Source organism: Citrobacter sp. CK181 (assembly GCF_030333595.1).
Classification (GTDB): domain Bacteria; phylum Pseudomonadota; class Gammaproteobacteria; order Enterobacterales; family Enterobacteriaceae; genus Citrobacter_B; species Citrobacter_B koseri.
The window spans coordinates 340641-361618 of sequence record NZ_JAOWFN010000013.1 but is presented as its reverse complement, the minus strand read 5'-3'; the positions used below and the strand labels follow the sequence as shown (position 1 = coordinate 361618).

The 20978-nt window shown below is 55.9% G+C and carries 21 protein-coding genes; 5 read left to right on the top strand and 16 right to left on the bottom strand.

Going from position 1 to position 20978, the window contains the following annotated elements; all coding sequences use genetic code 11:
• Nucleotides 1–63: 63 nt before the first annotated feature.
• The 8 genes from ugpB to livK form a co-directional block, all read right to left on the bottom strand.
• Complete coding sequence (gene ugpB / locus OGW17_RS13050; protein WP_024131025.1) at nucleotides 64–1380, bottom strand: sn-glycerol-3-phosphate ABC transporter substrate-binding protein UgpB; 1317 nt, start codon at nucleotides 1378–1380, stop codon at nucleotides 64–66.
• A 200-nt stretch (nucleotides 1381–1580) separates the two neighbouring features.
• The gene (locus tag OGW17_RS13045) at nucleotides 1581–1949 is read right to left on the bottom strand and encodes a type II toxin-antitoxin system death-on-curing family toxin (protein WP_047460595.1); all 369 of its coding nucleotides are present in this window, start codon (nucleotides 1947–1949) and stop codon (nucleotides 1581–1583) included.
• Complete coding sequence (locus OGW17_RS13040; protein ID WP_047460592.1) at nucleotides 1946–2167, bottom strand: type II toxin-antitoxin system Phd/YefM family antitoxin; 222 nt, start codon at nucleotides 2165–2167, stop codon at nucleotides 1946–1948. Before OGW17_RS13040 ends, OGW17_RS13045 begins: the two co-directional genes overlap by 4 nt.
• Before the next feature lie 138 nt (nucleotides 2168–2305).
• On the bottom strand, nucleotides 2306–3019 hold the full coding sequence (gene livF, locus OGW17_RS13035; RefSeq protein ID WP_047463875.1) for a high-affinity branched-chain amino acid ABC transporter ATP-binding protein LivF: 714 nt from the start codon (nucleotides 3017–3019) through the stop codon (nucleotides 2306–2308).
• Nucleotides 3020–3036: 17 nt separating this feature from the next.
• Nucleotides 3037–3804: a high-affinity branched-chain amino acid ABC transporter ATP-binding protein LivG gene (livG, locus tag OGW17_RS13030; RefSeq protein ID WP_047460588.1), complete on the bottom strand. Its 768-nt coding sequence runs from the start codon at nucleotides 3802–3804 to the stop codon at nucleotides 3037–3039.
• Nucleotides 3801–5078: a branched chain amino acid ABC transporter permease LivM gene (livM, locus tag OGW17_RS13025; RefSeq protein WP_071259332.1), complete on the bottom strand. Its 1278-nt coding sequence runs from the start codon at nucleotides 5076–5078 to the stop codon at nucleotides 3801–3803. Before livM ends, livG begins: the two co-directional genes overlap by 4 nt.
• A complete protein-coding gene (gene livH, locus OGW17_RS13020) occupies nucleotides 5075–6001 on the bottom strand; it encodes a high-affinity branched-chain amino acid ABC transporter permease LivH (protein ID WP_012135564.1) in 927 nt (308 codons plus the stop codon). Before livH ends, livM begins: the two co-directional genes overlap by 4 nt.
• A gap of 61 nt (nucleotides 6002–6062) precedes the next feature.
• Nucleotides 6063–7172 carry a high-affinity branched-chain amino acid ABC transporter substrate-binding protein LivK gene (livK, locus tag OGW17_RS13015; protein WP_012135565.1) on the bottom strand — a complete coding sequence of 370 codons (1110 nt, stop codon included), beginning with the start codon at nucleotides 7170–7172 and terminating at the stop codon, nucleotides 6063–6065.
• A gap of 545 nt (nucleotides 7173–7717) precedes the next feature.
• Here livK and panM point away from each other — a divergent pair.
• On the top strand, nucleotides 7718–8101 hold the full coding sequence (gene panM / locus OGW17_RS13010) for an aspartate 1-decarboxylase autocleavage activator PanM (protein ID WP_024131029.1): 384 nt from the start codon (nucleotides 7718–7720) through the stop codon (nucleotides 8099–8101).
• A gap of 100 nt (nucleotides 8102–8201) precedes the next feature.
• Here panM and livJ read toward each other — a convergent pair whose 3' ends face one another.
• The 6 genes from livJ to ftsY all read right to left on the bottom strand — a co-directional run bounded on the left by livJ (nucleotide 8202) and on the right by ftsY (nucleotide 15339).
• Nucleotides 8202–9305 (bottom strand): branched chain amino acid ABC transporter substrate-binding protein LivJ, encoded by a 1104-nt coding sequence (livJ, locus tag OGW17_RS13005; RefSeq protein WP_024131030.1) that lies wholly within the window; start codon nucleotides 9303–9305, stop codon nucleotides 8202–8204.
• Nucleotides 9306–9511: 206 nt separating this feature from the next.
• Nucleotides 9512–10777, bottom strand: coding sequence for a 4-aminobutyrate--2-oxoglutarate transaminase (locus OGW17_RS13000; protein WP_071259330.1), 1266 nt, complete (start codon nucleotides 10775–10777; stop codon nucleotides 9512–9514).
• A gap of 224 nt (nucleotides 10778–11001) precedes the next feature.
• Nucleotides 11002–11856: an RNA polymerase sigma factor RpoH gene (gene rpoH / locus OGW17_RS12995; RefSeq protein ID WP_012135571.1), complete on the bottom strand. Its 855-nt coding sequence runs from the start codon at nucleotides 11854–11856 to the stop codon at nucleotides 11002–11004.
• 258 nt (nucleotides 11857–12114) lie between these two features.
• Nucleotides 12115–13173 carry a permease-like cell division protein FtsX gene (ftsX, locus tag OGW17_RS12990; protein WP_071259328.1) on the bottom strand — a complete coding sequence of 353 codons (1059 nt, stop codon included), beginning with the start codon at nucleotides 13171–13173 and terminating at the stop codon, nucleotides 12115–12117.
• Entirely contained in the window at nucleotides 13166–13834 is a 669-nt protein-coding gene (gene ftsE / locus OGW17_RS12985; protein WP_012135575.1) for a cell division ATP-binding protein FtsE, read from the bottom strand. The genes ftsX and ftsE overlap by 8 nt, the downstream gene beginning before the upstream one ends.
• Nucleotides 13835–13836: 2 nt before the next feature.
• Complete coding sequence (gene ftsY / locus OGW17_RS12980; protein ID WP_071259327.1) at nucleotides 13837–15339, bottom strand: signal recognition particle-docking protein FtsY; 1503 nt, start codon at nucleotides 15337–15339, stop codon at nucleotides 13837–13839.
• A gap of 136 nt (nucleotides 15340–15475) precedes the next feature.
• Here ftsY and rsmD point away from each other — a divergent pair, with 136 nt between their 5' ends.
• Together rsmD and OGW17_RS12970 are read left to right on the top strand one after the other, a co-directional pair.
• On the top strand, nucleotides 15476–16072 hold the full coding sequence (gene rsmD / locus OGW17_RS12975) for a 16S rRNA (guanine(966)-N(2))-methyltransferase (protein WP_071259325.1): 597 nt from the start codon (nucleotides 15476–15478) through the stop codon (nucleotides 16070–16072).
• The gene (locus OGW17_RS12970; RefSeq protein WP_071259323.1) at nucleotides 16062–16331 is read left to right on the top strand and encodes a DUF1145 family protein; all 270 of its coding nucleotides are present in this window, start codon (nucleotides 16062–16064) and stop codon (nucleotides 16329–16331) included. Before rsmD ends, OGW17_RS12970 begins: the two co-directional genes overlap by 11 nt.
• Before the next feature lie 88 nt (nucleotides 16332–16419).
• On the opposite strand, the gene OGW17_RS12965 is transcribed toward OGW17_RS12970, so the two are convergent.
• Complete coding sequence (locus tag OGW17_RS12965; protein WP_024131032.1) at nucleotides 16420–16779, bottom strand: DUF2500 domain-containing protein; 360 nt, start codon at nucleotides 16777–16779, stop codon at nucleotides 16420–16422.
• 141 nt (nucleotides 16780–16920) lie between these two features.
• Between OGW17_RS12965 and OGW17_RS12960 the strand changes: the two genes are divergently transcribed.
• Complete coding sequence (locus OGW17_RS12960) at nucleotides 16921–17547, top strand: lysoplasmalogenase (RefSeq protein WP_012135582.1); 627 nt, start codon at nucleotides 16921–16923, stop codon at nucleotides 17545–17547.
• 76 nt (nucleotides 17548–17623) lie between these two features.
• On the top strand, nucleotides 17624–19822 hold the full coding sequence (zntA, locus tag OGW17_RS12955; RefSeq protein ID WP_071259321.1) for a Zn(II)/Cd(II)/Pb(II) translocating P-type ATPase ZntA: 2199 nt from the start codon (nucleotides 17624–17626) through the stop codon (nucleotides 19820–19822).
• 90 nt (nucleotides 19823–19912) lie between these two features.
• Here the strand turns inward: zntA and OGW17_RS12950 are convergent, their stop codons facing one another.
• A complete protein-coding gene (locus tag OGW17_RS12950) occupies nucleotides 19913–20896 on the bottom strand; it encodes a TRAP transporter substrate-binding protein (protein WP_012135584.1) in 984 nt (327 codons plus the stop codon).
• Nucleotides 20897–20978: the final 82 nt, after the last annotated feature.

Sequence of the window (20978 nt, the reverse complement as noted above, 5' to 3'; positions counted from 1 at the left end):
CGCCTTACCCGGCCTACGGTCTTGTAGGCCCGGTAAGCGCAGCGCCTCCGGGCATATCATGCGTTACGATTTCGTTGACTGCTCAAAGCGACGCAGCAGCTGATTACCACGTTCAACGGCGGCATCCAGCGCCTGCTGCGGGGATTTCTTCCCGGTCCACACGCTTTCCAGTTCCTCATCCACAATGGTGCGGATCTGCGGCATGTTGCCCAGACGCAGACCTTTGGTGAACGGCAACGGCGGCTTGTTCAGCATCTGGCGCGTGGCAATATCCGCGCCGGGGTTCTTATCATAGAATCCCTGCTCGCGGGTCAGATCGTAAGCCGCTTTGGTGATCGGCAGATAGCCGGTTTTCTGATGCCATTCAGCGGCATTTTCCGGCTTCGCCAGGAAGTCGAGGAATTTCGCCACGCCGGTGTAGGTCTCTTTGTCTTTACCCTGCATCACCCACAGGCTCGCCCCGCCGATAATGGCGTTTTGCGGCGCATCTTTGGCGTCTGCGTCATAAGGCATCATGCCTACGCCGTAATTAAATTTGGCATAGTGGCGGATATCCGCCAGAGAACCGGAAGAGGCGGTGGTGATGGCGCAATCGCCGTTGTAGAACTTCTCAGTGGATTCGTCTTTACGCCCGAAGTAGCTGAAATCACCCTTCTTGTTCAGTTCTTCCAGCAGCGCGATATGTTTCACCTGCTCCGGCTTGTTAAATTCCAGCACCGCGTCAGTACCGTCAAAGCCGTTATTTTGGGTGGCGACCGGCAGACCATGCCAGGCGCTGAAGTTTTCAATCTGAATCCAGCCCTGCCAGCCGCTGGCGTAGCCGCACTTCATTCCCGCCGCCTTCAGCTTCGCGGTGTACTCCGCCAGATCCTGCCAGGTTTTCGGCGGCTGCTCTGGATCTAAACCGGCTTTTTTGAAAGCGTCTTTGTTGTAGTACAGCACCGGTGTGGAGCTGTTAAACGGCTGGGACAACAGATGTCCGCTTTTGGAATCGGTGTAGTAACCGGACACCGTCGGTACAAACTGCGACTCATCGAAACTGATGCCCGCGTCGCTGAACACTTCATAGACCGGTTTAATCGCTTTCGACGCCATCATAGTCGCGGTGCCGACTTCATAAACCTGCAACAGCGCCGGAGCGTTGCCGGTACGAAACGCGGCGATACCCGCGCTCAGGCTCTGTTCATAGTTGCCCTTATACACCGGCACAATCTTGTAATCAGGATTGGCCGCATTGAAACGTTGCGCCAGAGAATCAACCTCTTTCCCCAGCTCGCCTTCCATAGAATGCCAGAATGGAATGGTGGTAACGGCCATGGCGTTTCCCACGAATGCCAGGCTTAACGCCAGTCCTAACGCTGTATGTCGTAACGATGTCATTCGCTTATCTCTCTTGTTGTGCCGGATGCGCGATATCACGCGTTTTATGCTCGCGAGGTAACATGACATGCGCGAATGACAGAAAAATAACTTTTTAGTTACAAATAAATGACAGCCAAACGTCAGCAGGATGATAAGAAGATGATGGAATGGTGAAGATAATATGTAGGCCCGGTAAGCGTAGCGCCACCGGGCGGCGGCTACCGACGCAAACGCTGTACAATTTCCTCTAGCGACAGACGTCCTGCGGCAGCTTCGACTGTCATATCAACATAATCGGGATTAGCAGCCAGAAAGATACCGTTACGTTTGAGAAACAGCAATGTGATGAATAATGCTGTTCTCTTATTACCATCGTTAAAAATATGTCCACGAGAAATAGCGAGTAGATGCATCGCCGCAAGGATCCAGACATCGGTAATACTTTCGTATTCGTATTTATTTAAAACACGGTACAACAGCGCTTCAGCCCGCCCAGGGTCCGGCATTCCCGGAACGCCGGGCGTTACGCTCAATAATTTGTCATGAAAACGGATTATCTCTTCCGCTGAGATAAATTGAAGTGTCATTTATCGGCCAGTTCTCTTAATTCGTCGCCGTGAACGCCCATGATGGCATCAAATTCAGCATCCAGTTTTGCTGTCTGATAACGTTCAAACTCCTCTGCGCTGATGATAACCGCAGATTTATGCCCCCGACGCGTAATCGTCACCGGCGTACCCGTGGCAGCAGAATCAAGCACAGAGGCAAGGTTCTGCCGTACCTCACTATAGTTCATTGTACGCATATAGCCTCCTTTTAAGTACACATAAATTGTACAACTAAAACGTACAAAAAACAAAAAGCCGGGTGGCGGCTTCGCCTTATCCGGCCTACAGGATCGAGTAGGCCCGGTAAGCGTAGCGCCACCGGGCACACAGACGGTTCAGCCTCCGAGATATGCGCTGCGCACCGCTTCGTTGGCCAGCAACGCATCGCCGGTATCTTCCAGCACCACATGACCGTTTTCCAGCACGTAGCCGCGATCCGCCAGCTTCAGCGCCTGATTCGCGTTCTGCTCGACGAGGAAGATGGTCATTCCCTGCTCGCGCAGCTGTTCGATGGTATCGAAAATCTGCTGGATGATGATCGGCGCCAGACCCAGGGACGGTTCATCCAGCAGCAGCAAACGCGGCTGACTCATCAATGCGCGGCCAATCGCCAGCATCTGCTGTTCACCGCCGGACATAGTGCCCGCACGCTGGATACGACGCTCATGCAAACGCGGGAACAGCGCGTAAACCCACTTAATGCGCTCCTGAAACTGGTCGCGCTCGGCGAAAAAACCGCCCATCGCCAGGTTCTCTTCTACCGTCATACGAGAAAAAACGCGACGCCCTTCCGGGACAATCGCCACCGCTTCACGCATGATTTTCGCCGTCTGCCAGTCGGTAATGTCTTTACCATCAAACACAATCCGACCGCTGGTGGCGCGCGGATCGCCGCATAACGTGCCGAGCAGCGTGGTTTTACCCGCGCCGTTGGCGCCAATCAGGGTGACGATTTCTCCCTGACGAATATGCAGGCTCACCTCGTGCAGCGCCTGGATTTTGCCGTAGTGGGCACTGACTTTGTCAAAGGACAACATGACTTTTTCCATCTTATGCGTCACCACCATTATGCTTCACCTAAATAGGCGCGGATCACGTCCGGGTTATTGCGAACTTCTTCCGGCGTCCCGTTCGCCAGCGGCGTTCCCTGGTTCACCACGTAAATGCGATCGGAAATCCCCATCACCAGCTTCATATCATGCTCAATCAGCAGAATGGTGGTGTTGTGATGATTACGCAGCTCCGCAATTAATTCGTCCAGCTCTTTGGTCTCTTTCGGGTTCAGACCCGCCGCCGGTTCATCCAGCATCAGGATCTCCGGCTGCGTCACCATGCAGCGGGCGATCTCCAGACGACGCTGGTCGCCGTAGGCCAGGTTGCTGGCCTGGCGGTTGGCGTGCTCCAGCAGGCCGATACGCTCCAGCCAGGTGGCGGCGCGATCGAGCGCTTCACTCTGCGCCCGACGGAACGCCGGAGTCTTCAACAGACCCGAAAAGACGCCGGTTTTCAACTGCTGATGTTGCGCCACCAGCAGGTTTTCAATCACCGTCATCTCACGGAACAGGCGGACGTGCTGGAAGGTACGCACCACGCCCATACGGGCAATCTGCTGACCCGGCAGCCCTTCCAGATGCTGATCGCGCAGCATAATAGTGCCGCCGGTCGGTTTATAGAAACCGGTCAGGCAGTTAAAGACCGTGGTTTTCCCGGCGCCGTTTGGCCCGATCAATGAGACGATTTCGCGTGGATGCAGCTCCAGTTCAACGTTGTTTACCGCCAGCAGACCGCCAAAGCGCATCATCAGGCCGTTAACGGATAATAATGGCTGACTCATGCCTGCTCTCCTTTCACTTCCCCGTTTTTCAGTTTCAACTGCGGACGGGTCATCGGCAGCAAGCCCTGCGGACGCCAGATCATCATCAGTACCATCAAACCACCGAGCATCAACATGCTGTATTCGTTGAAGTCACGCATTAGCTCGCGCGATACCACCAGCAGGATAGCGGCGAGAATAACCGCGAACTGCGAACCCATGCCGCCAAGCACCACAATCGCCAGTACAAAAGCGGATTCGGCGAAGGTGAACGACTCCGGGCTGACAAAGCCCTGGCGCGCGGCGAACAGCGTTCCGGCGAATCCCGCAAACGCGGCGCTGATGGTAAACGCCGTCAGCTTAATGCGCGTCGGACTTAAGCCTAATGAACGGCAGGCAATTTCATCTTCACGCAGCGCTTCCCATGCCCGCCCCAGCGGCATACGCAGCAGACGGTTGATCACAAACAGCGAGAAGACGACCAGCAGCAACGCCACCAGGTAGAGCCAAATCACGCGGTCAGATGGATCGTATTTCACGCCGAAGAAGTTGCTGAAGGTATCCCAGCCGCCTTCACGGGCGGTACGGCTGAACTCCAGGCCGAAGAATGTCGGTTTCGGGATCTGGCTGATACCGTTCGGCCCACCGGTCACTTCGGTGTTATTGAGCAGCAGGATACGCACAATCTCGCCAAAGCCTAAGGTTACAATCGCCAGGTAGTCGCCGCGCAGACGCAATACCGGGAAGCCGAGCAGGAATCCCGCCGCCGCTGCAACCAGCCCCGCCAGCGGCAGGCAGGTCCAGAACCCCAGACCGTAATAGTGGTTCAGCAACGCGAAGGTATACGCGCCAATGGCGTAGAAACCGCCGTAGCCCAGCACCAGCAGACCAGACAGCCCCACCACCACGTTCAGCCCAAGACCGAGGATGATGTAAATCATGGTCAGCGTGGCGATATCAACGGTGCCGCGCGACACCATAAACGGCCACACGACGGCGATGACCAGCAGCGCAATCAGGAACAGCTTCTGCTTCACGGTTGAGCCATCAATCGCTGGCAGAACAAATTTAGGCCCGGAAATGCCCTTCAGGCTTTTCTGGAAAATCGGTCGCAGCAACTGGAAGAAAAAGACCACGGCAGTACCGATAAACACCCACTGCCAGCGAATATCCGCAGCAGTCCCCACCACCAGTTTGGTGCCATCGAGTTCCAGTTGAACGCCCATAAAGACGCCCGCCAGTACGAAGAACATGGCGGCAGAGAGCAGCGCCATCGCAAAATGCATCGGTTTCATACTTTCTCTACCTCCGGGCGGCCCAGGATACCGGTCGGCATGACCAGCAGCACCAGAATCAGCAGCGCAAACGACACCACATCTTTATATTCGGTACTCAGATACGCAGAGGAGAGCGCTTCGGCGACGCCCAGAATCAGGCCGCCAATCATCGCGCCAGGAATGCTGCCGATGCCGCCAAGCACCGCGGCGGTGAAGGCCTTCATCCCGGCCATAAAGCCAATATACGGGTTGATAACGCCATAGAACTGACCGAGCAGCACGCCCGCCACCGCCGCCATCGCCGCGCCAATCACAAAGGTCAGCGCAATCACGCGGTCGGTATTAATGCCCAGCAGACTCGCCATTTTCAGGTCTTCCGCACAGGCGCGGCAGGCGCGTCCCATACGGGAGTAACGGATGAACAGCGTCAGCGCCAGCATCGCCAGGAAAGTGACAATCCAGATGACCAACTGCATGGTGGTAATGCTGGCGGCGAAGTTCTCACTGCTGCCGATAATCCACTGGCCGTTAAACAGGCTGGGGAGCGCCACGTCACGCGAACCTTCGGTAAGACTGACGTAGTTTTGCAGGAAAATAGACATCCCGATCGCGGAGATGAGCGCAATCAGTCGCTTGGAACTGCGCACTGGCCGATAGGCCACCCGTTCAATACTCCAGCCATAGGCGCTGGCGATAATGATAGCCCCGACGAACCCGGCGGCGACCAGCAGCCAGCTGGTATCAATGCCCATCATCATCAGCGCGGCGATGATCATGAAAGAGACATAGCTGCCGATCATATAGACCTCGCCGTGGGCGAAGTTGATCATGCCGATAATGCCGTAAACCATCGTATAGCCGATAGCGATCAGCGCATAGGTGCTTCCCAGCGTGACGCCGTTAAACATCTGCTGCAAGAAATAGAGAAACTGCTCGGACATAAGGTAACCTTTCTCAACCCGCCCGTTTTGCGCGGGCGGAGGGATAACTTGTCTTCAGGCGTTATTTGGCAACGGTCGATGAGCCGTCGGCATGCCACTGGAAGACACCAAACTCAAATCCCTTCAGATCGCCTTTTTCATCCCAGTTCAGCGGCCCAATCACGGTATCAGCCCCGTGTGCTTTCAGATCTTTCACCAGATCGAGCGGCGCTTTGCTGCCGGTACGATCCATTGCGGTTGCCAGCGACTGCACCGCAGCGTAGGTGATCCACACGTAAGGGCCGGTAGGATCTTTTTTGTCGGCTTTAAGGGCATCGACAATGCCTTTGTTCGCCGGGTCCTGGTCATAGCGTTTTGGCATCGTCACCAGCATGCCTTCTGCCGCCGCGCCAGCAATGTTGGACAGTGAGGCATTGCCCACGCCCTCTGGCCCCATAAACTGGGTTTTCAGGCCGATAGCGCGCGCCTGGCGCAGCATCTGGCCCATTTCCGGGTAGTAACCGCCGTAATAAACGAAGTCGATATTCTCTTTTTGCAGGCGGGCAATCAGCGCGGAAAAGTCTTTCTCGCCAGCGGTAATCCCGTCAAAGAACACGATATTGGCGTTGCCCGCTTTCAGGCTGTCCTGTACGGAACGCGCCAGACCTTCGCCGTACTGCTGCTTATCATGAATAATGGCGATACGCTGCGGCTTCACTTTCTCAAGAATGTATTTCGCCGCCGTTGGCCCCTGGGAGGAGTCCAGGCCCGCCGTACGCATGATGTGTTCGTAGCCGCGCTGCGTCAGTTCCGGGTTTGTGGCGCCCGGGGAGATCATCAGGATGCCTTCATCTTCATAGATATCAGACGCGGGCTGTGTGGAAGAGGAGCACAGGTGGCCGATAACGTACTGAATGCCGTCGTTGACGATTTTGTTCGCCACCGCGACAGCCTGTTTCGGGTCACAGGCGTCGTCATACTCAACGCCCACCAGCTTATCGCCTTTGATGCCGCCTTTGGCGTTGATGTCTTTAATGGCCTGACGCGCGCCGTTAAATTCCATATCGCCCCACTGCGCTACCGGGCCGGACATCGCCCCGACAACGGCGACTTTAATATCGTCCGCCATTGCCGTATGCGACATCGCCAGTGCAACCACTCCTGCGATGATCGTTTTCGCATTCCGTTTCATTTACTGAATCCCCATTCGTGACGTTATTACACTTCATCCTTCACGCTGCCCCGGTGTTGGCTACGTGCGTTCACCCCAGTCACTAACTTATGTAAGCACCTGGGGATTCACGCTCTTGCCGCCTTGATGCACCTTGAATGATTTTGTGTATATATTTTGTATTTATGTGGTTAAAAAGCAGACTGTGCTTTTTTTGAACTATGCTATTTTTACCTGTTGCATTAATGGTTTAGCACAGCTTTTTATGCAAAATCAGAGCAAACACTCTATTTTTCAGTCGATTAAGAAAAGATAATATTCTGATTTCAGCTATAGATAAACAAAAAAAAGCGCACTTGTCAGCATAAAATAACGGCACAAAGAGCGGAATAAAACGCTGCCTCCCAGGGGATTATCCTGCCTGTTTTTCATTCTCTGATGTTTCAAACTGTACTTATCGTTGCCAAAAAACTAATCGCCTGGTAAATGAAATAAAAAAGAGAAAGTGTCGGAACACATTATTTCGGTACACTGGTTCTCTCTTTGGTGATTTGGACATGCTGTCGATGAAGCTGACCATCGTTCGTTTAGAAAACTTTAGCGCCCAGGATCTCATCGATCTGGGTAAAATCTGGCCGGAATACTCCGCCTCGTCTTTAAGCGTAGATGATACTCACCGGATCTACGCGGCGCGTTTCAATGAGCGTCTGTTGGGCGCTGTGCGGGTAACGCTAAGCGGTACGCAAGGCGCGCTGGACTCATTGCGGGTTCGCGAGATCACGCGTCGTCGCGGCGTGGGGCAGTATCTGGTGGAAGAGGTGATCCGCAATAATCCGGGCGTTTCAGCCTGGTGGATGGCAGATGTCGGCGTCGAAGAGCGAGGCGTAATGGCGGCGTTTATGCAGGCATTAGGGTTTACGGCGCAGGCGGACGGCTGGGAAAAACGGTAATAAAAAAGCCGGATGGCGCTAACGCTTATCCGGCCTACGTGTTTCGCAACTCTCACGCAATTTTCCAGGGGGTAAGGCGAAGCCGCCACCCGGCACTCAATTACCTGGCGTCGGTTGCCGTACCGTCGGCATGCCAGGTAAAGACGCCGAACTCAAAGCCTTTCAGATCGCCCTTCTCATCCCAGGACAACGGCCCCATAACGGTTTCCACGGTATTCGCTTTCAGGTATTTGGCGATTTCAGCCGGATCGTCGGACTGATTCAGACCCGCCTGCAATGACTGCAACGCCGCGTAGGTGGTCCACACAAACGCGCCGCTTGGGTCCTGTTTCTTCGCTTTGATAGCGTCTACGATCGGTTTGTTCGCCGGAACCTGATCGTAGTTCTTCGGCTTGGTGACCAGCATCCCCTCGGCAGACTCACCGGCAATGTTAGACAGCGACACGTTCGCTACCCCTTCCGGCCCCATAAACTTCGTTTTCAGGCCAGCAGCGCGAGCCTGGCGCAGGATCTGCCCCATCTCAGGGTGGTAGCCGCCGTAATACACAAAATCGATGTTCTCTTTCTTCAGGCGCGCCACCAGGGTGGAGAAATCTTTCTCGCCGGCGGTAATCCCGTCGAAGAACACCACGTTGGCATTGCCTTTTTTCAGGCCATCCTGCACCGCGCGCGCCAGGCCTTCACCGTACTGCTGCTTATCGTGAATAATGGCGATGCGCTGCGGCTTCACGCTTTCCAGAATATATTTCGCCGCCGTCGGCCCCTGATCGGAGTCCAGACCGGTGGTGCGCAGGATCAGCTGATAACCGCGCGCGGTCAGTTCCGGTGCGGTCGCAGCCGGGGTAATCATCAGAATGCCTTCGTCTTCATAGATATCAGACGCAGGCTGCGTGGATGAGGAGCACAGGTGGCCGATAACATATTTAATGCCGTCGTTGACCACTTTGTTGGCTACTGCTACCGCTTGTTTCGGGTCGCAGGCATCATCATATTTCACGGCAACCAGCTTATCGCCCTTGATGCCGCCTTTCGCGTTGATATCGGCAATCGCCTGCTCCGCGCCGGTAAATTCCTGATCGCCGTACTGCGCTACCGGGCCGGACATCGCGCCGACAACGGCCACTTTGATATCCTTAGCAAACGCCATATTGCTCAAAGACAGGGCGATACATCCTGCCAATAACGCTTTACCCTTCATATTCATCCTGAGAATCCCCATTATTGTGGTTATTACGTATGTTGTGATGTTGTTGTTCAGCACTTTATTTCAATTAATGGTAAGCCACCCGTGCTTTAGCAGCATACTCTGCTAAAACATACCCGATTTTTATGATTTTGGAATAGCTAATTTGACAGTCAGATAACAAGTTGATGACAAAACGGGGCGCCGCCGCAACGGGCGGCGTCGGTTTATCGTGTCAGCGAACGCGTAATGATCTCCAGCGCTTTACGGAACTGCGCATCGGGGATCGTCAGCGGATAGAGGAAGCGGATCACGTTGCCGTAAACACCGCAGCTGAGCAGCAGCAGACCCTCCTGCAATGCGCGATCCTGCACCTGCCGGGTAAATTCAGGGGACGGCTGGCCGGTTTGCGGATCGGTAAACTCTACCGCCACCATCGAGCCCTGCGCGCGGATCTCGGCAATGGACGGGCAGGCGGCTTTCGCTTTGTTCAACACCTCAACCAGATGCTGACCAAGCTGCGTGGCGCGAGTGCAGAGATCGTCTTCTTCAATCACATCAAGCACCGCATGCGCGGCGGCCACCGCCAGCGGGTTTCCGGCGTAGGTGCCGCCAAGACCGCCCGGCGCAGGCGCATCCATCACCTCGGCGCGACCGGATACCGCCGACAGCGGCATACCGCCGGCCAGACTTTTGGCCATCGTAATGAGATCCGGCTGAACGCCGTGGTGCTCCATCGCAAACAGTTTGCCTGTACGGGCAAAACCGGTCTGCACTTCATCGGCGATCAGCAAGATGCCGTGGGTATCGCATAACGTACGCAGCGCCTGCATGAAATCCGTTGGCGCGACGTTAAAGCCCCCTTCCCCCTGCACCGGTTCCAGGATAATGGCCGCCACCTGGTCCGGCGCAATATCGGCTTTAAAAATCCGTTCGAGACTGTTCAGCGCATCCGCCGTGGTAACGCCATGCAAAGGATTCGGATATTGCGCGTGATAGACCGATCCCGGGAACGGCCCAAAGCCAATTTTGTAGGGCGCGACCTTACCGGTGAGCGCCATCGTCATAAAGGTTCGCCCGTGAAACGCGCCGCCAAAGGTAATCAGCCCCGGTCGTCGGGTACAGGCACGCGCAATTTTCACCGCGTTTTCGACCGCCTCCGCGCCGGTGGAGAAGAAAGCCGTTTTCGCCGGGCCGTTGACCGGCACGCGCTCGTTAATACGCTCGGCAAGCGTAACGTAGCTTGCATAAGGCACGATTTGATACGCGGTATGGGTAAATGACTGGAGCTGTTTTTCAATTGCCGCGATGACTTTTGGATGACGGTGCCCGGTGTTCAACACGGCAATTCCGGCGGCGAAATCAATCACCTCATTGCCTTCAATATCCCACAGCGTGGCGTTTTCCGCTCTGTCGGCATAGAAACCGCACATCACCCCGATGCCGCGCGGCGTCGCCTGCAACCGTCTTTCATTCAGTTCGTTATTTTTCACCTTCTCCCCCTAAGATGCGCACAACCCATCGGTAAGTGTTTGCCAGGGGGGAAGAATTCGCCAGAGCGGGGGAGAAAAAAAGCGTTATCCCCGTAGCCTGATAAGCGAAACGCCATCGGGCATTTATGTTTGCCTGTTTGCCGGATGGCGGCGGTGCCTTATCCGGCCTGTAAAACAAAAAACCCCGGATTCTCATCCAGGGTTTTTCGGGCACTTCGCGGAAATTACGCTTCGATAGCGGCGCGCAGTTTCTTCATCGCGTTCTTTTCAAGCTGACGTACACGTTCAGCAGAAACGCCATAGCGGTCGGCCAGTTCCTGTAGCGTGGACTTATTATCTTCGTCCAGCCAACGGGCGCGAATGATGTCCTGGCTACGCTCGTCCAGACCTTCCATTGCGTGGGTCAGTTTGTTTGCCGCCTGATCTTCCCAGTTATCCTCTTCAATGCCGTCGGCAAAGTTAGAGGTTTTATCCTGCAAATACAGCACTGGCGCCATCGGCTGGCTGTCAGACTCGTCGTCCGAAGACATGTCAAACGTCATGTCCTGCGCCGCCATACGGGATTCCATCTCGCGAACGTCTTTGCTGGTTACGCCCAGTTCGCGCGCCACCATTTCCACTTCATCCTGATTAAACCAGCCCAGACGCTGCTTGGTTTTACGCAGGTTAAAGAACAGCTTACGCTGTGCTTTGGTGGTTGCGACTTTAACGATACGCCAGTTACGCAATACGTATTCGTGGATCTCCGCTTTGATCCAGTGCACGGCGAAAGAAACCAGGCGCACACCCACTTCCGGGTTAAAACGGCGCACGGCTTTCATCAGGCCGATGTTACCTTCCTGAATCAGATCCGCCTGCGGCAGGCCATAGCCCGCATAGTTACGAGCAACATGAACAACAAAGCGCAGGTGAGACAGAATCAGCGTCTTAGCTGCTTCCAGATCGCCCTGGTAATGCAGCTTTTCAGCCAGTGCCCGTTCTTCGTCAGCCGATAACATCGGCCACGCGTTTGCAGCCCGGATGTAAGATTCCAGGTTACCAACAGGGGCTAAAGCTAAATTTTGCATTTCTTTGGTCATTCAAATCCTCTCAATTTATATCGTCTGGCACTGCAAATGAGCAACAAACGTGCCAGCGTTTATGAGCAACGAGAATAGCACTCACTCTTTTATCAGACAGTGATTTTATCCACAAGTTCAATGCAACGTTGTGAATAAATTACGCACAAAATGTGACACCGCTATGAAAAAACACTGTGGGCAGGGGGATGAGATGTTTTGATGCTCTTTCCCTGCGAACGGGAACTCATTGCAGGGAAAGAGTATACCACGCTTTTATTAATCGGGAGTAAAGTGACGTAAATGTTGCACAGTGGCAAGCCACGCCGCAACCCAGCCGATCATCGAGCACACCAGCAGCAGCAACAGGCACTCATCGAACGATAAGCCATTGATATCAAACTTCGTGCCGAAAACCTGCGCCACTTCCGTCACCGCTGACGACAAGCGCATCACCAAAATTTCTGACAAAATCAGTGAAAGAAATGCCCCTGAAAAGCCGAGCAGCGCGCCGCCGTACAGGAACGGTCGCAGGATAAATCCATCCGTCGCGCCAATCAGTTTCTGCACGTTGATGGTGTCACGGCGGGCGAAAATGCTCAGGCGCACGCTGTTGCCGATGACGAGGAACACCGCCGCCACCATCAGCACGCCGATCATCGCGGAAACGCGCCCTACCAGCCCGGTCAGCGCCGCCAGACGGGCAAACCAGCTGTCATCCATACGCACTTCATCAATGCCGTTAATCTGCGAGATGCGATCGCGTAGCGTATTCAGCGACTCCGTTCCCTGGAAATCCAGTTTCGGGATCACCACCGCCACTGCCGGAAGCGGATTCTCTTCCAGCATGTCCAGCGCGCCGCCAAAGCCAGACCAGTTGCGGAACTCGCCCAATGCATCGTCGCGGGAGAGATAGTTGACCTTCTCCACCCCCTGCTCGGCCTGGACCTGTGCGACCACCCCGGCGGCCGCGTCGTCATCCAGCGTCTTTTGCAGATAAACGGTGATCTGCGGGGACGGATAGTACTGCGTCGCCGCCTGGTTGACGTTCTTATAGACCATGTAGCAGACGCTTGGCAGCGTCAGAGAGATGGCAATCACCATCACCGTCAGAAACGTCGCCAGCGGCTTGCTTTTCAGATCCTGTAACGCGCCCTGGAACGCATAGCGCACCTGCTCGTTAAAGACGTTGGTTTTACGCGAGTTCGGCTTTGGCGAGGGTTTTGCGCGTCTCGGCGCATTGCGACCGCCGTCGCCGGACGAACCGCCAGATTTACGAAAACGGTCCAGTCTGCCGCCAAACTGCCTGATTTGGTTGATAGCGTCACGCTTATTCACTGACCAGGCCTCCATGCAAATGACCTTCGCTCAGGGTGAGCATACGGTACGAACGACGGGAGATAAGCCCGATGTCGTGCGTCGCCATCAATACCGTCACCCCAACGCGGTTAAACTCTTCAAACAGACGTAAAATCCCTTCCGATAAGGCATCATCCAGGTTCCCGGTCGGTTCATCCGCCAGCAGCACCGCAGGCTTGTTCACCACCGCACGGGCAATCCCCACGCGCTGCTGCTCACCGCCAGAGAGTTGAATGGGAAAATTCCTCGCTTTGTCCAGCAGCCCGACTTTATCCAGCGCCGCCGACACACGACGACGGATGTCGTCCCCGCTGGCGCCAGCGATAATCAACGGGATCGCCACGTTGTCATAGACCGTACGATCCATCAGCAGGTGGTGATCCTGGAAAATCATTCCGATCTGACGACGCAGAAACGGCACTTCACGGTTTTTCAGGCGCGTAATGTCATGCCCGCTGAAGAAGATTTTCCCAGCGCTCGGCCGTTCAATCCCACAGATAAGCTTCAGCAGGGTACTTTTCCCCGCGCCTGAGTGGCCGGTCAGAAACGCCATCTCGCCTGGCTGCATGTGGAATGTGACTCCTTGCAGCGCTTGTCTCCCACCGAGATAGGCCTTGCTGACATGTTCAAAGCGAATCATTGTTAATCCTCTCGGGCAAAAAGTGCCTCTATAAAATCGTCCGCCTTAAACGGACGTAAATCCTCGATACGTTCGCCCACACCAATATAGCGGATAGGAATGCCAAACTGATCGGCAACCGAGAAGATAACCCCACCCTTCGCCGTGCCATCCAGCTTGGTCAGGGTGATACCGGTCAGGCCAACCGCTTCATGGAACAGTTTGGCCTGGCTTATCGCATTCTGCCCGGTGCTGGCGTCGATGGTCAGCATCACTTCATGCGGCGCATCTTCGTCGAGTTTCTTCATCACGCGAACGATTTTTTTCAGTTCTTCCATCAGGTGCGCTTTGTTCTGCAAGCGACCTGCGGTATCGGCAATCAGCACATCCACATTACGCGCTTTCGCCGCCTGGATGGCGTCAAAGATAACGGAAGCGGAATCCGCGCCGGTATGCTGGGCGATAACCGGAATGTTGTTACGCTGGCCCCAGACCTGCAACTGCTCTACCGCCGCCGCACGGAAGGTATCCCCCGCCGCCAGCATCACGGATTTGCCCTGCTGCTCGAACTGACGCGCCAGCTTACCGATCGTGGTGGTTTTCCCCACGCCGTTAACGCCAACCATCAGAATAACAAATGGCGTTTTGCCTTCAATATTAAGCGGTTCGTCAACTTTTGCGAGGATATCGCCCATCTCGTCTTTCAGCAGGCCATACAGCGCTTCGGCGTCATGCAGCTGTTTGCGGCTGGCGCCCTCTGTCAGGTTAGCGATGATCTTGCGGGTGGTTTCCACACCCACATCGGCAATCAGTAACTGCTCTTCCAGTTCTTCAAACAGATCATCGTCGATTTTCTTACCACGGAACAGACTGATAAATCCTGAACCGAGATTTTCTTTTGTTTTCAGAAGACTACGTTTCAGGCGCGCAAAGAAACCCTCTTTTGTCGGCTTCTCTTGCTCCTGAATCATCTCCTCAACCGGCGTCTCTTCTTCTGCCGTCGGCACGACAACCACCGCGTCTTCCGCCGCTTCCGCCGCCAGCGCCTGCGCTTCCCGTTCTTCGTCGGTCAGTTGCGGTTCGTTTTGCGCCTCTTCTTCTACCGCCTCCACGATCTCTACCGTTTCCGCTTCGGCCTGCCACTCTTCAGGCGACGTCTCTTCGACGTTCACCTCTTCCGGCAGCGGCAGTTCTTCATGTTCCACCACCGCCTGCGGCTCAACGATGTCTTCTTCAACCACGGGGTCAACAACAGGCTCTACGACAGGCTCTGGCTCAACCGGCTGCGGTTTTTCGCTTTCCTGAACCTGTTCGGTGACGTTCACCACAGCTTCGGCGAAAGCGTCGGTTTCCGCCTTGCCGTGGGCGTGCGTTTCCGCGTCGGCCTCTGCCGCCGTCTCAACCGGCGTTTCTGGCGCTAACTGTTCTTCAACACGCTGTTGTTCTTCGGTTTTTTGTTCCTGTTCCTGCTCTTTTTCACCAAAGCCCAGCCAGGAAAAGAAGCCACGTTTTTTCTGTTTTGCCATCTGCGACTGTACTCCTCGCGGTTAATATCTGGCGCTATATACATGGAAGCTAAAAAAATGATGAAATAGTCTACCACTTAACTTAATTCACATCACCGCCTGGAATGACACGTCAGCAGCGGATTGAGCAATAGAAATGAAAAAACCGAATCACTCTGGCAGCGGTCAAATCCGCATTATTGGCGGACAATGGCGGGGCCGTAAACTTCCGGTTCCCGACAGCCCAGGGCTGCGCCCGACAACCGACCGGGTTCGCGAGACGCTGTTTAACTGGCTGGCACCGGTCATGGTAGACGCCCACTGTCTGGATTGTTTCGCCGGAAGCGGCGCGCTGGGGCTGGAAGCGCTTTCCCGCTATGCGGCGGGCGCGACGTTGCTGGAGATGGATCGCGCCGTGTCACAGCAGTTACAAAAGAATCTTGCTACGCTAAAGGCAGGCAACGCCCGCGTGGTCAACGCCAATACGCTGGCCTTTCTGGCGCAGACCGGTACGCCGCACAGCGTGGTGTTTGTCGATCCCCCGTTTCGCAAAGGGCTGCTGGAAGAGACGTTAAGCCTGCTGGAAACGCACGGCTGGCTGGCTGATGACGCGTATATTTACGTCGAAAGCGAAGTCGAAAACGGTCTGCCGCCCGTCCCGGCAAACTGGTCGTTGTATCGTGAAAAAGTGGCCGGACAGGTCGCATACCGCCTGTATCAACGGGAAGCACAAGGAGAAAGCGATGCTGATTAATCTGGGTCGATTACTGATGCTCTGCGTCTGGGCGTTTTTAATTCTTAATATGGTACAGCCTTTCCCGCGCCCGCTGAATATTTTCGTCAACGTCGCGCTGGTCTTTATGGTGCTGATGCACGGTATGCAGCTGGCACTGTTAAAAAGCACCATGCCTAAAGATGGCCCGCAGATGACCACCGGCGAGAAAATCCGCATTTTCCTGTTCGGCGTCTTTGAGCTGCTGGTGTGGCAGAAGAAATTTAACGTTAAAAAATAACCTTTTGCCGGATGTCGGCTGCGCCTTATCCGACCTACAAACCCCTCAGACCGTAGGCCCGATAAGCAACACGCCATTGGGCGAAATCTTATGGCTGGGCGACAAAATCGACAAACCGCGAACCTTTGTAGCTCAGCGTGCCTTTATCCCCGACCGTTAACGCATGGTACTGTTGGGCATCAAGCCGGAACGTCTGCTCAAGCCCGCCGCGCTGCGGTTTAAAGCTAGCTTCATAACGCATACTGGTGCCCGCTGGCGTCACCTGCTGCTGACGCGAGCGCCGCTCGTTGATCGGCTTTTCGCGCTTATTGCTCACCACTACCTGCTTTTGCTGCAATGGCGCGGCATCGTTATCGGCTTTTTCTCGCCGCTGCGAAACAAAGCGAAACGACGCGGCGATAACAATCAAGCCAATGATAACAATGAAAAAAAGTGGTGGTTTACTCATCATTTTAACCCATCAGAAAATGCGGAAATAAGCATACCCTGCCCGTTATGGTGTTGTCATCTGCCTGCGCCGACCTCTACACTGGACAACAGGGCCGTGAGCATACCGCTCGCGAAAAAATAACGAATTCAAGGAACTAAGATGCTTTGGTCGTTTATCGCTGTCTGTCTTTCCGCATGGCTATTTGTGGACGCATCGTATCGTGGGCCAGCGTGGCAGCGCTGGGTCTTTAAACCTCTCACCCTGATTCTCCTTCTTTTACTCGCCTGGCAAGCGCCGATGTTCGACGCGATCAGCTACCTTGTGCTGGCGGGCCTGTGCGCCTCGTTGCTGGGCGATGCGTTGACGCTGTTGCCGCGCCAACGTCTGCTGTACGCCATTGGCGCATTCTTCCTGTCGCACCTGCTGTACACCCTCTATTTCGCCAGCCAGATGACGCTGTCGTTCTTCTGGCCATTGCCGTTAGTGCTGCTGGTGTTGGGCGGGTTGCTGATTGCGGTGATCTGGACGCGTCTGGAAGAGCTGCGCTGGCCGATATGTACCTTTATCGCCATGACGCTCATGATGGTCTGGCTGGCCGGTGAACTGTGGTTCTTCCGCCCGACCGCCCCGGCGCTCTCTGCTTTTATGGGCGCATCGTTGTTATTCCTCGGCAACATCGTCTGGCTGGGCAGCCATTACCGCTGCCGCTTCCGCGCGGATAACGCTATTTCCGCCGCCTGCTACTTTGCCGGGCACTTCCTGATTGTCCGCTCGCTTTATCTTTAATAACGCTTGACTCTGGAGTCGACTCCAGAGTGTATCCTCCGGTTAATGAGAAAATTATCATCAACCGGAGGATGCCATGTTGACACCCGATACTGATGGCAAAAAAGTCCCACAATTTTCATCCTTCAAACTGGCGCCAGCCCCCCGGAAGGTAGATGACTGCTGCTGTGAGGGCGCCTGCGCAACGGAGGCTCTCGTCCCCGACACCACCGAAGGGACGCGTTACACCTGGAAAGTCGCCGGTATGGACTGCGCCGCCTGCGCCCGTAAAGTCGAAAACGCCGTGCGCCAGGTCGGGGGCGTCAATCAGGTACAGGTGCTGTTCGCCACCGAGAAACTGGTGGTGGATGCGAATGCCGATATCCGCCAACACGTTGAACGCGCCGTACAAAAGGCGGGCTATACCCTGCGTGATGAACAGGCCACAGCAGAGGCGCGCGAATCCCGGCTGCAAGAAAACCTGCCGCTGATCACGCTCATCATTATGATGGCGATTAGCTGGGGGCTGGAGCAATTCAACCATCCGTTCGGCCAACTGGCGTTTATCGCCACCACGCTGGTCGGCCTGTATCCCATTGCCCGTCAGGCGCTGCGCCTGATGAAAACCGGTAGCTGGTTCGCCATCGAAACGCTGATGAGCGTGGCGGCGATTGGCGCGCTGTTTATTGGCGCGACGGCGGAAGCGGCGATGGTGCTGCTGTTATTTCTGATCGGCGAACGCCTCGAAGGGTGGGCTGCCAGCCGCGCCCGCAAAGGGGTCAGCGCGCTGATGGCCCTCAAACCGGAAACCGCCACGCGCCTGCGCGATGGCGTGCGCGAAGAGGTGGCGATCAACACCCTGCAACCCGGCGACATTATCGAAGTGGCGGCAGGCGGGCGCTTACCCGCCGACGGCAGGCTGGTCTCCGGTTTCGCCAGTTTTGATGAGAGCGCGCTCACCGGCGAGTCGATTCCGGTCGAGCGCTCAACGGGCGAGAAAGTCCCCGCCGGCGCCACCAGCGTGGATCGGCTCGTTACGCTGGAGGTGCTGTCAGAACCGGGCGCCAGCGCGATTGACCGTATCCTGAAGCTGATTGAAGAAGCCGAAGAACGCCGCGCGCCCATTGAGCGTTTTATTGACCGCTTCAGCCGGATTTACACCCCGGTGATTATGGCCGTCGCGCTGCTGGTCACGCTGGTGCCGCCGCTGCTGTTTGCCGCGTCCTGGCAAGAGTGGATTTATAAGGGACTCACGCTGTTGCTGATTGGCTGCCCGTGTGCGCTGGTCATTTCCACTCCGGCGGCCATCACCTCCGGGCTGGCGGCGGCGGCACGTCGCGGGGCGCTGATTAAAGGCGGCGCAGCGCTGGAGCAGCTAGGCAGAGTCACTCAGGTGGCGTTCGATAAAACCGGCACCCTGACCGTAGGGAAACCGCGCGTCACCGCCATCCATCCGGCAAGCGGGATCGGCGAAGCGGAGCTGCTGGCGCTGGCGGCGGCGGTGGAACAAGGCGCGACGCACCCACTGGCGCAGGCCATTGTGCGTGAAGCGCAGACGCGTGAACTGACCATTCCGCCAGCGCTGGAGCAGCGCGCGCTGGTCGGTTCGGGTATCGAAGCTCAGGTTAATGGCGAGCGCATCCTGATTTGCGCCGCAGGCAAACGCCCGGCGGAAGCCTTTGCCGGGCAAATCAGCGAACTGGAAAGCGCCGGACAGACGGTCGTGCTGGTGCTGCGCAACGACGACGTACTCGGCGTGCTCGCCCTACAGGATACGCTGCGCGATGACGCCCGCACCGCGATCGGCGAGCTTAATCAGTTAGGAGTGAAAGGCGTGATCCTGACCGGCGATAACCCACGCGCGGCAGCGGCCATTGCCGGAGAGCTGGGCCTGACGTTTAAAGCGGGCCTGCTACCAGAAGATAAAGTCCGGGCGGTGACGGCGCTCAATCAGCACGCCCCGCTGGCGATGGTGGGTGACGGCATTAACGACGCCCCCGCAATGAAGGCCGCCGCGATAGGTATTGCGATGGGAAGCGGAACGGATGTCGCGCTGGAAACGGCAGACGCCGCCCTGACGCATAACCGCCTGAGCGGGCTGGTACAGATGATCCAGCTGGCGCGCGCCACCCACGCCAATATTCGTCAGAACATCGCAATTGCCCTGGGGCTGAAAGGGATCTTCCTCATCACCACGCTGCTCGGCATAACCGGTCTGTGGCTGGCCGTGCTGGCGGATACCGGGGCGACGGTGCTGGTGACCGCCAACGCGCTGCGGCTGTTGCGTAAAGGGTAGATTGTCGCCTGATGGCGCCAGGCTTATCAGGCCTACGGGGATCATGGCACGAACCCACGCAGGCCTGCTCATCCGGCGAAGCGAAGGCGCTTACTGCACGTCGGCAATCGCCTTCATCAACGCCTGGTGTTTTTCGCCATACTGCGCGCGGACCGGTTCGGTGGCCTTCACGAAATACGCTTTATCAATTTCGTGGAACTGCACGCCGCCAGCCTTCATCTTCGCTAATGCCTCCTGGTTGTAGGCATCCCACAATTTACGCTGCTCAAACTGCGCTTCGCGCGCCAGCGTCAGGATCTTCTGCTGCTCATCCGCAGTCAGCTTGTCCCACTTCACTTTGGAATAGAGCAGCATTTCCGGGGTGATAAAGTGCCCGCTGAGGGTGTAATTCTTCGCAACCGGCATGTAGTTATGCGCGACAAAAGTCGGCGGGTTGTTTTCCGCACCGTCAATCACGCCGGTCTGCATACCGCTAAACACCTCGCTCACCCCCATCGCCACCGAGTTCGCCCCCATGTCTTTCAGCGTATCCAGCGCCACCGGGCTTCCCTGCACGCGAATCTTCATACCGTGGAGATCTTCCGGCTTTTCCACCGGGTTTTTAGTAATCAGGTTGCGCGTCCCGGAGTCCATCCAGCCAAGAAACACCAGACGTGATTTCGGGTTGTTCGTCAGCTTATCGCCAATGCTTTTCCCGATATCGCCATCAATAATTTTGTGCATGTGGTCTTCGTCGCGGAACACATAGGGCAGCGTAAAGACTTCGATATCCGGCAGAATAGCCGCCACCGGCGCCATCGATACGCGAATCATATCAATCGCGCCGATTTGCGCCTGTTCAATCATCTGTTTCTCATCGCCCAGCACGCCGCCCGGGAACACTTTAATTTCCAGTTTGCCGTCGGTCTGTTGTTTGAGTTTTTCGCCCATTTTCTGCACGGCGACGACATTCGGGTAGCCCTGCGGATGGACATCCGCCGCTTTAATGACCTGCGCGAAAACGGAATGGGAAAACAGTATTGACGCGGTAGCCAGGCACAGGGAAGCCGCGAGCGGCTTGAGAGTCACTTTCATCGGGTCAGCTCCAGAGGTTGAGAGGGTAGCGTTAAAACATTGTTTTAGTTTTTACGCTTAAACCGTAGCCGATGCCCTGAAA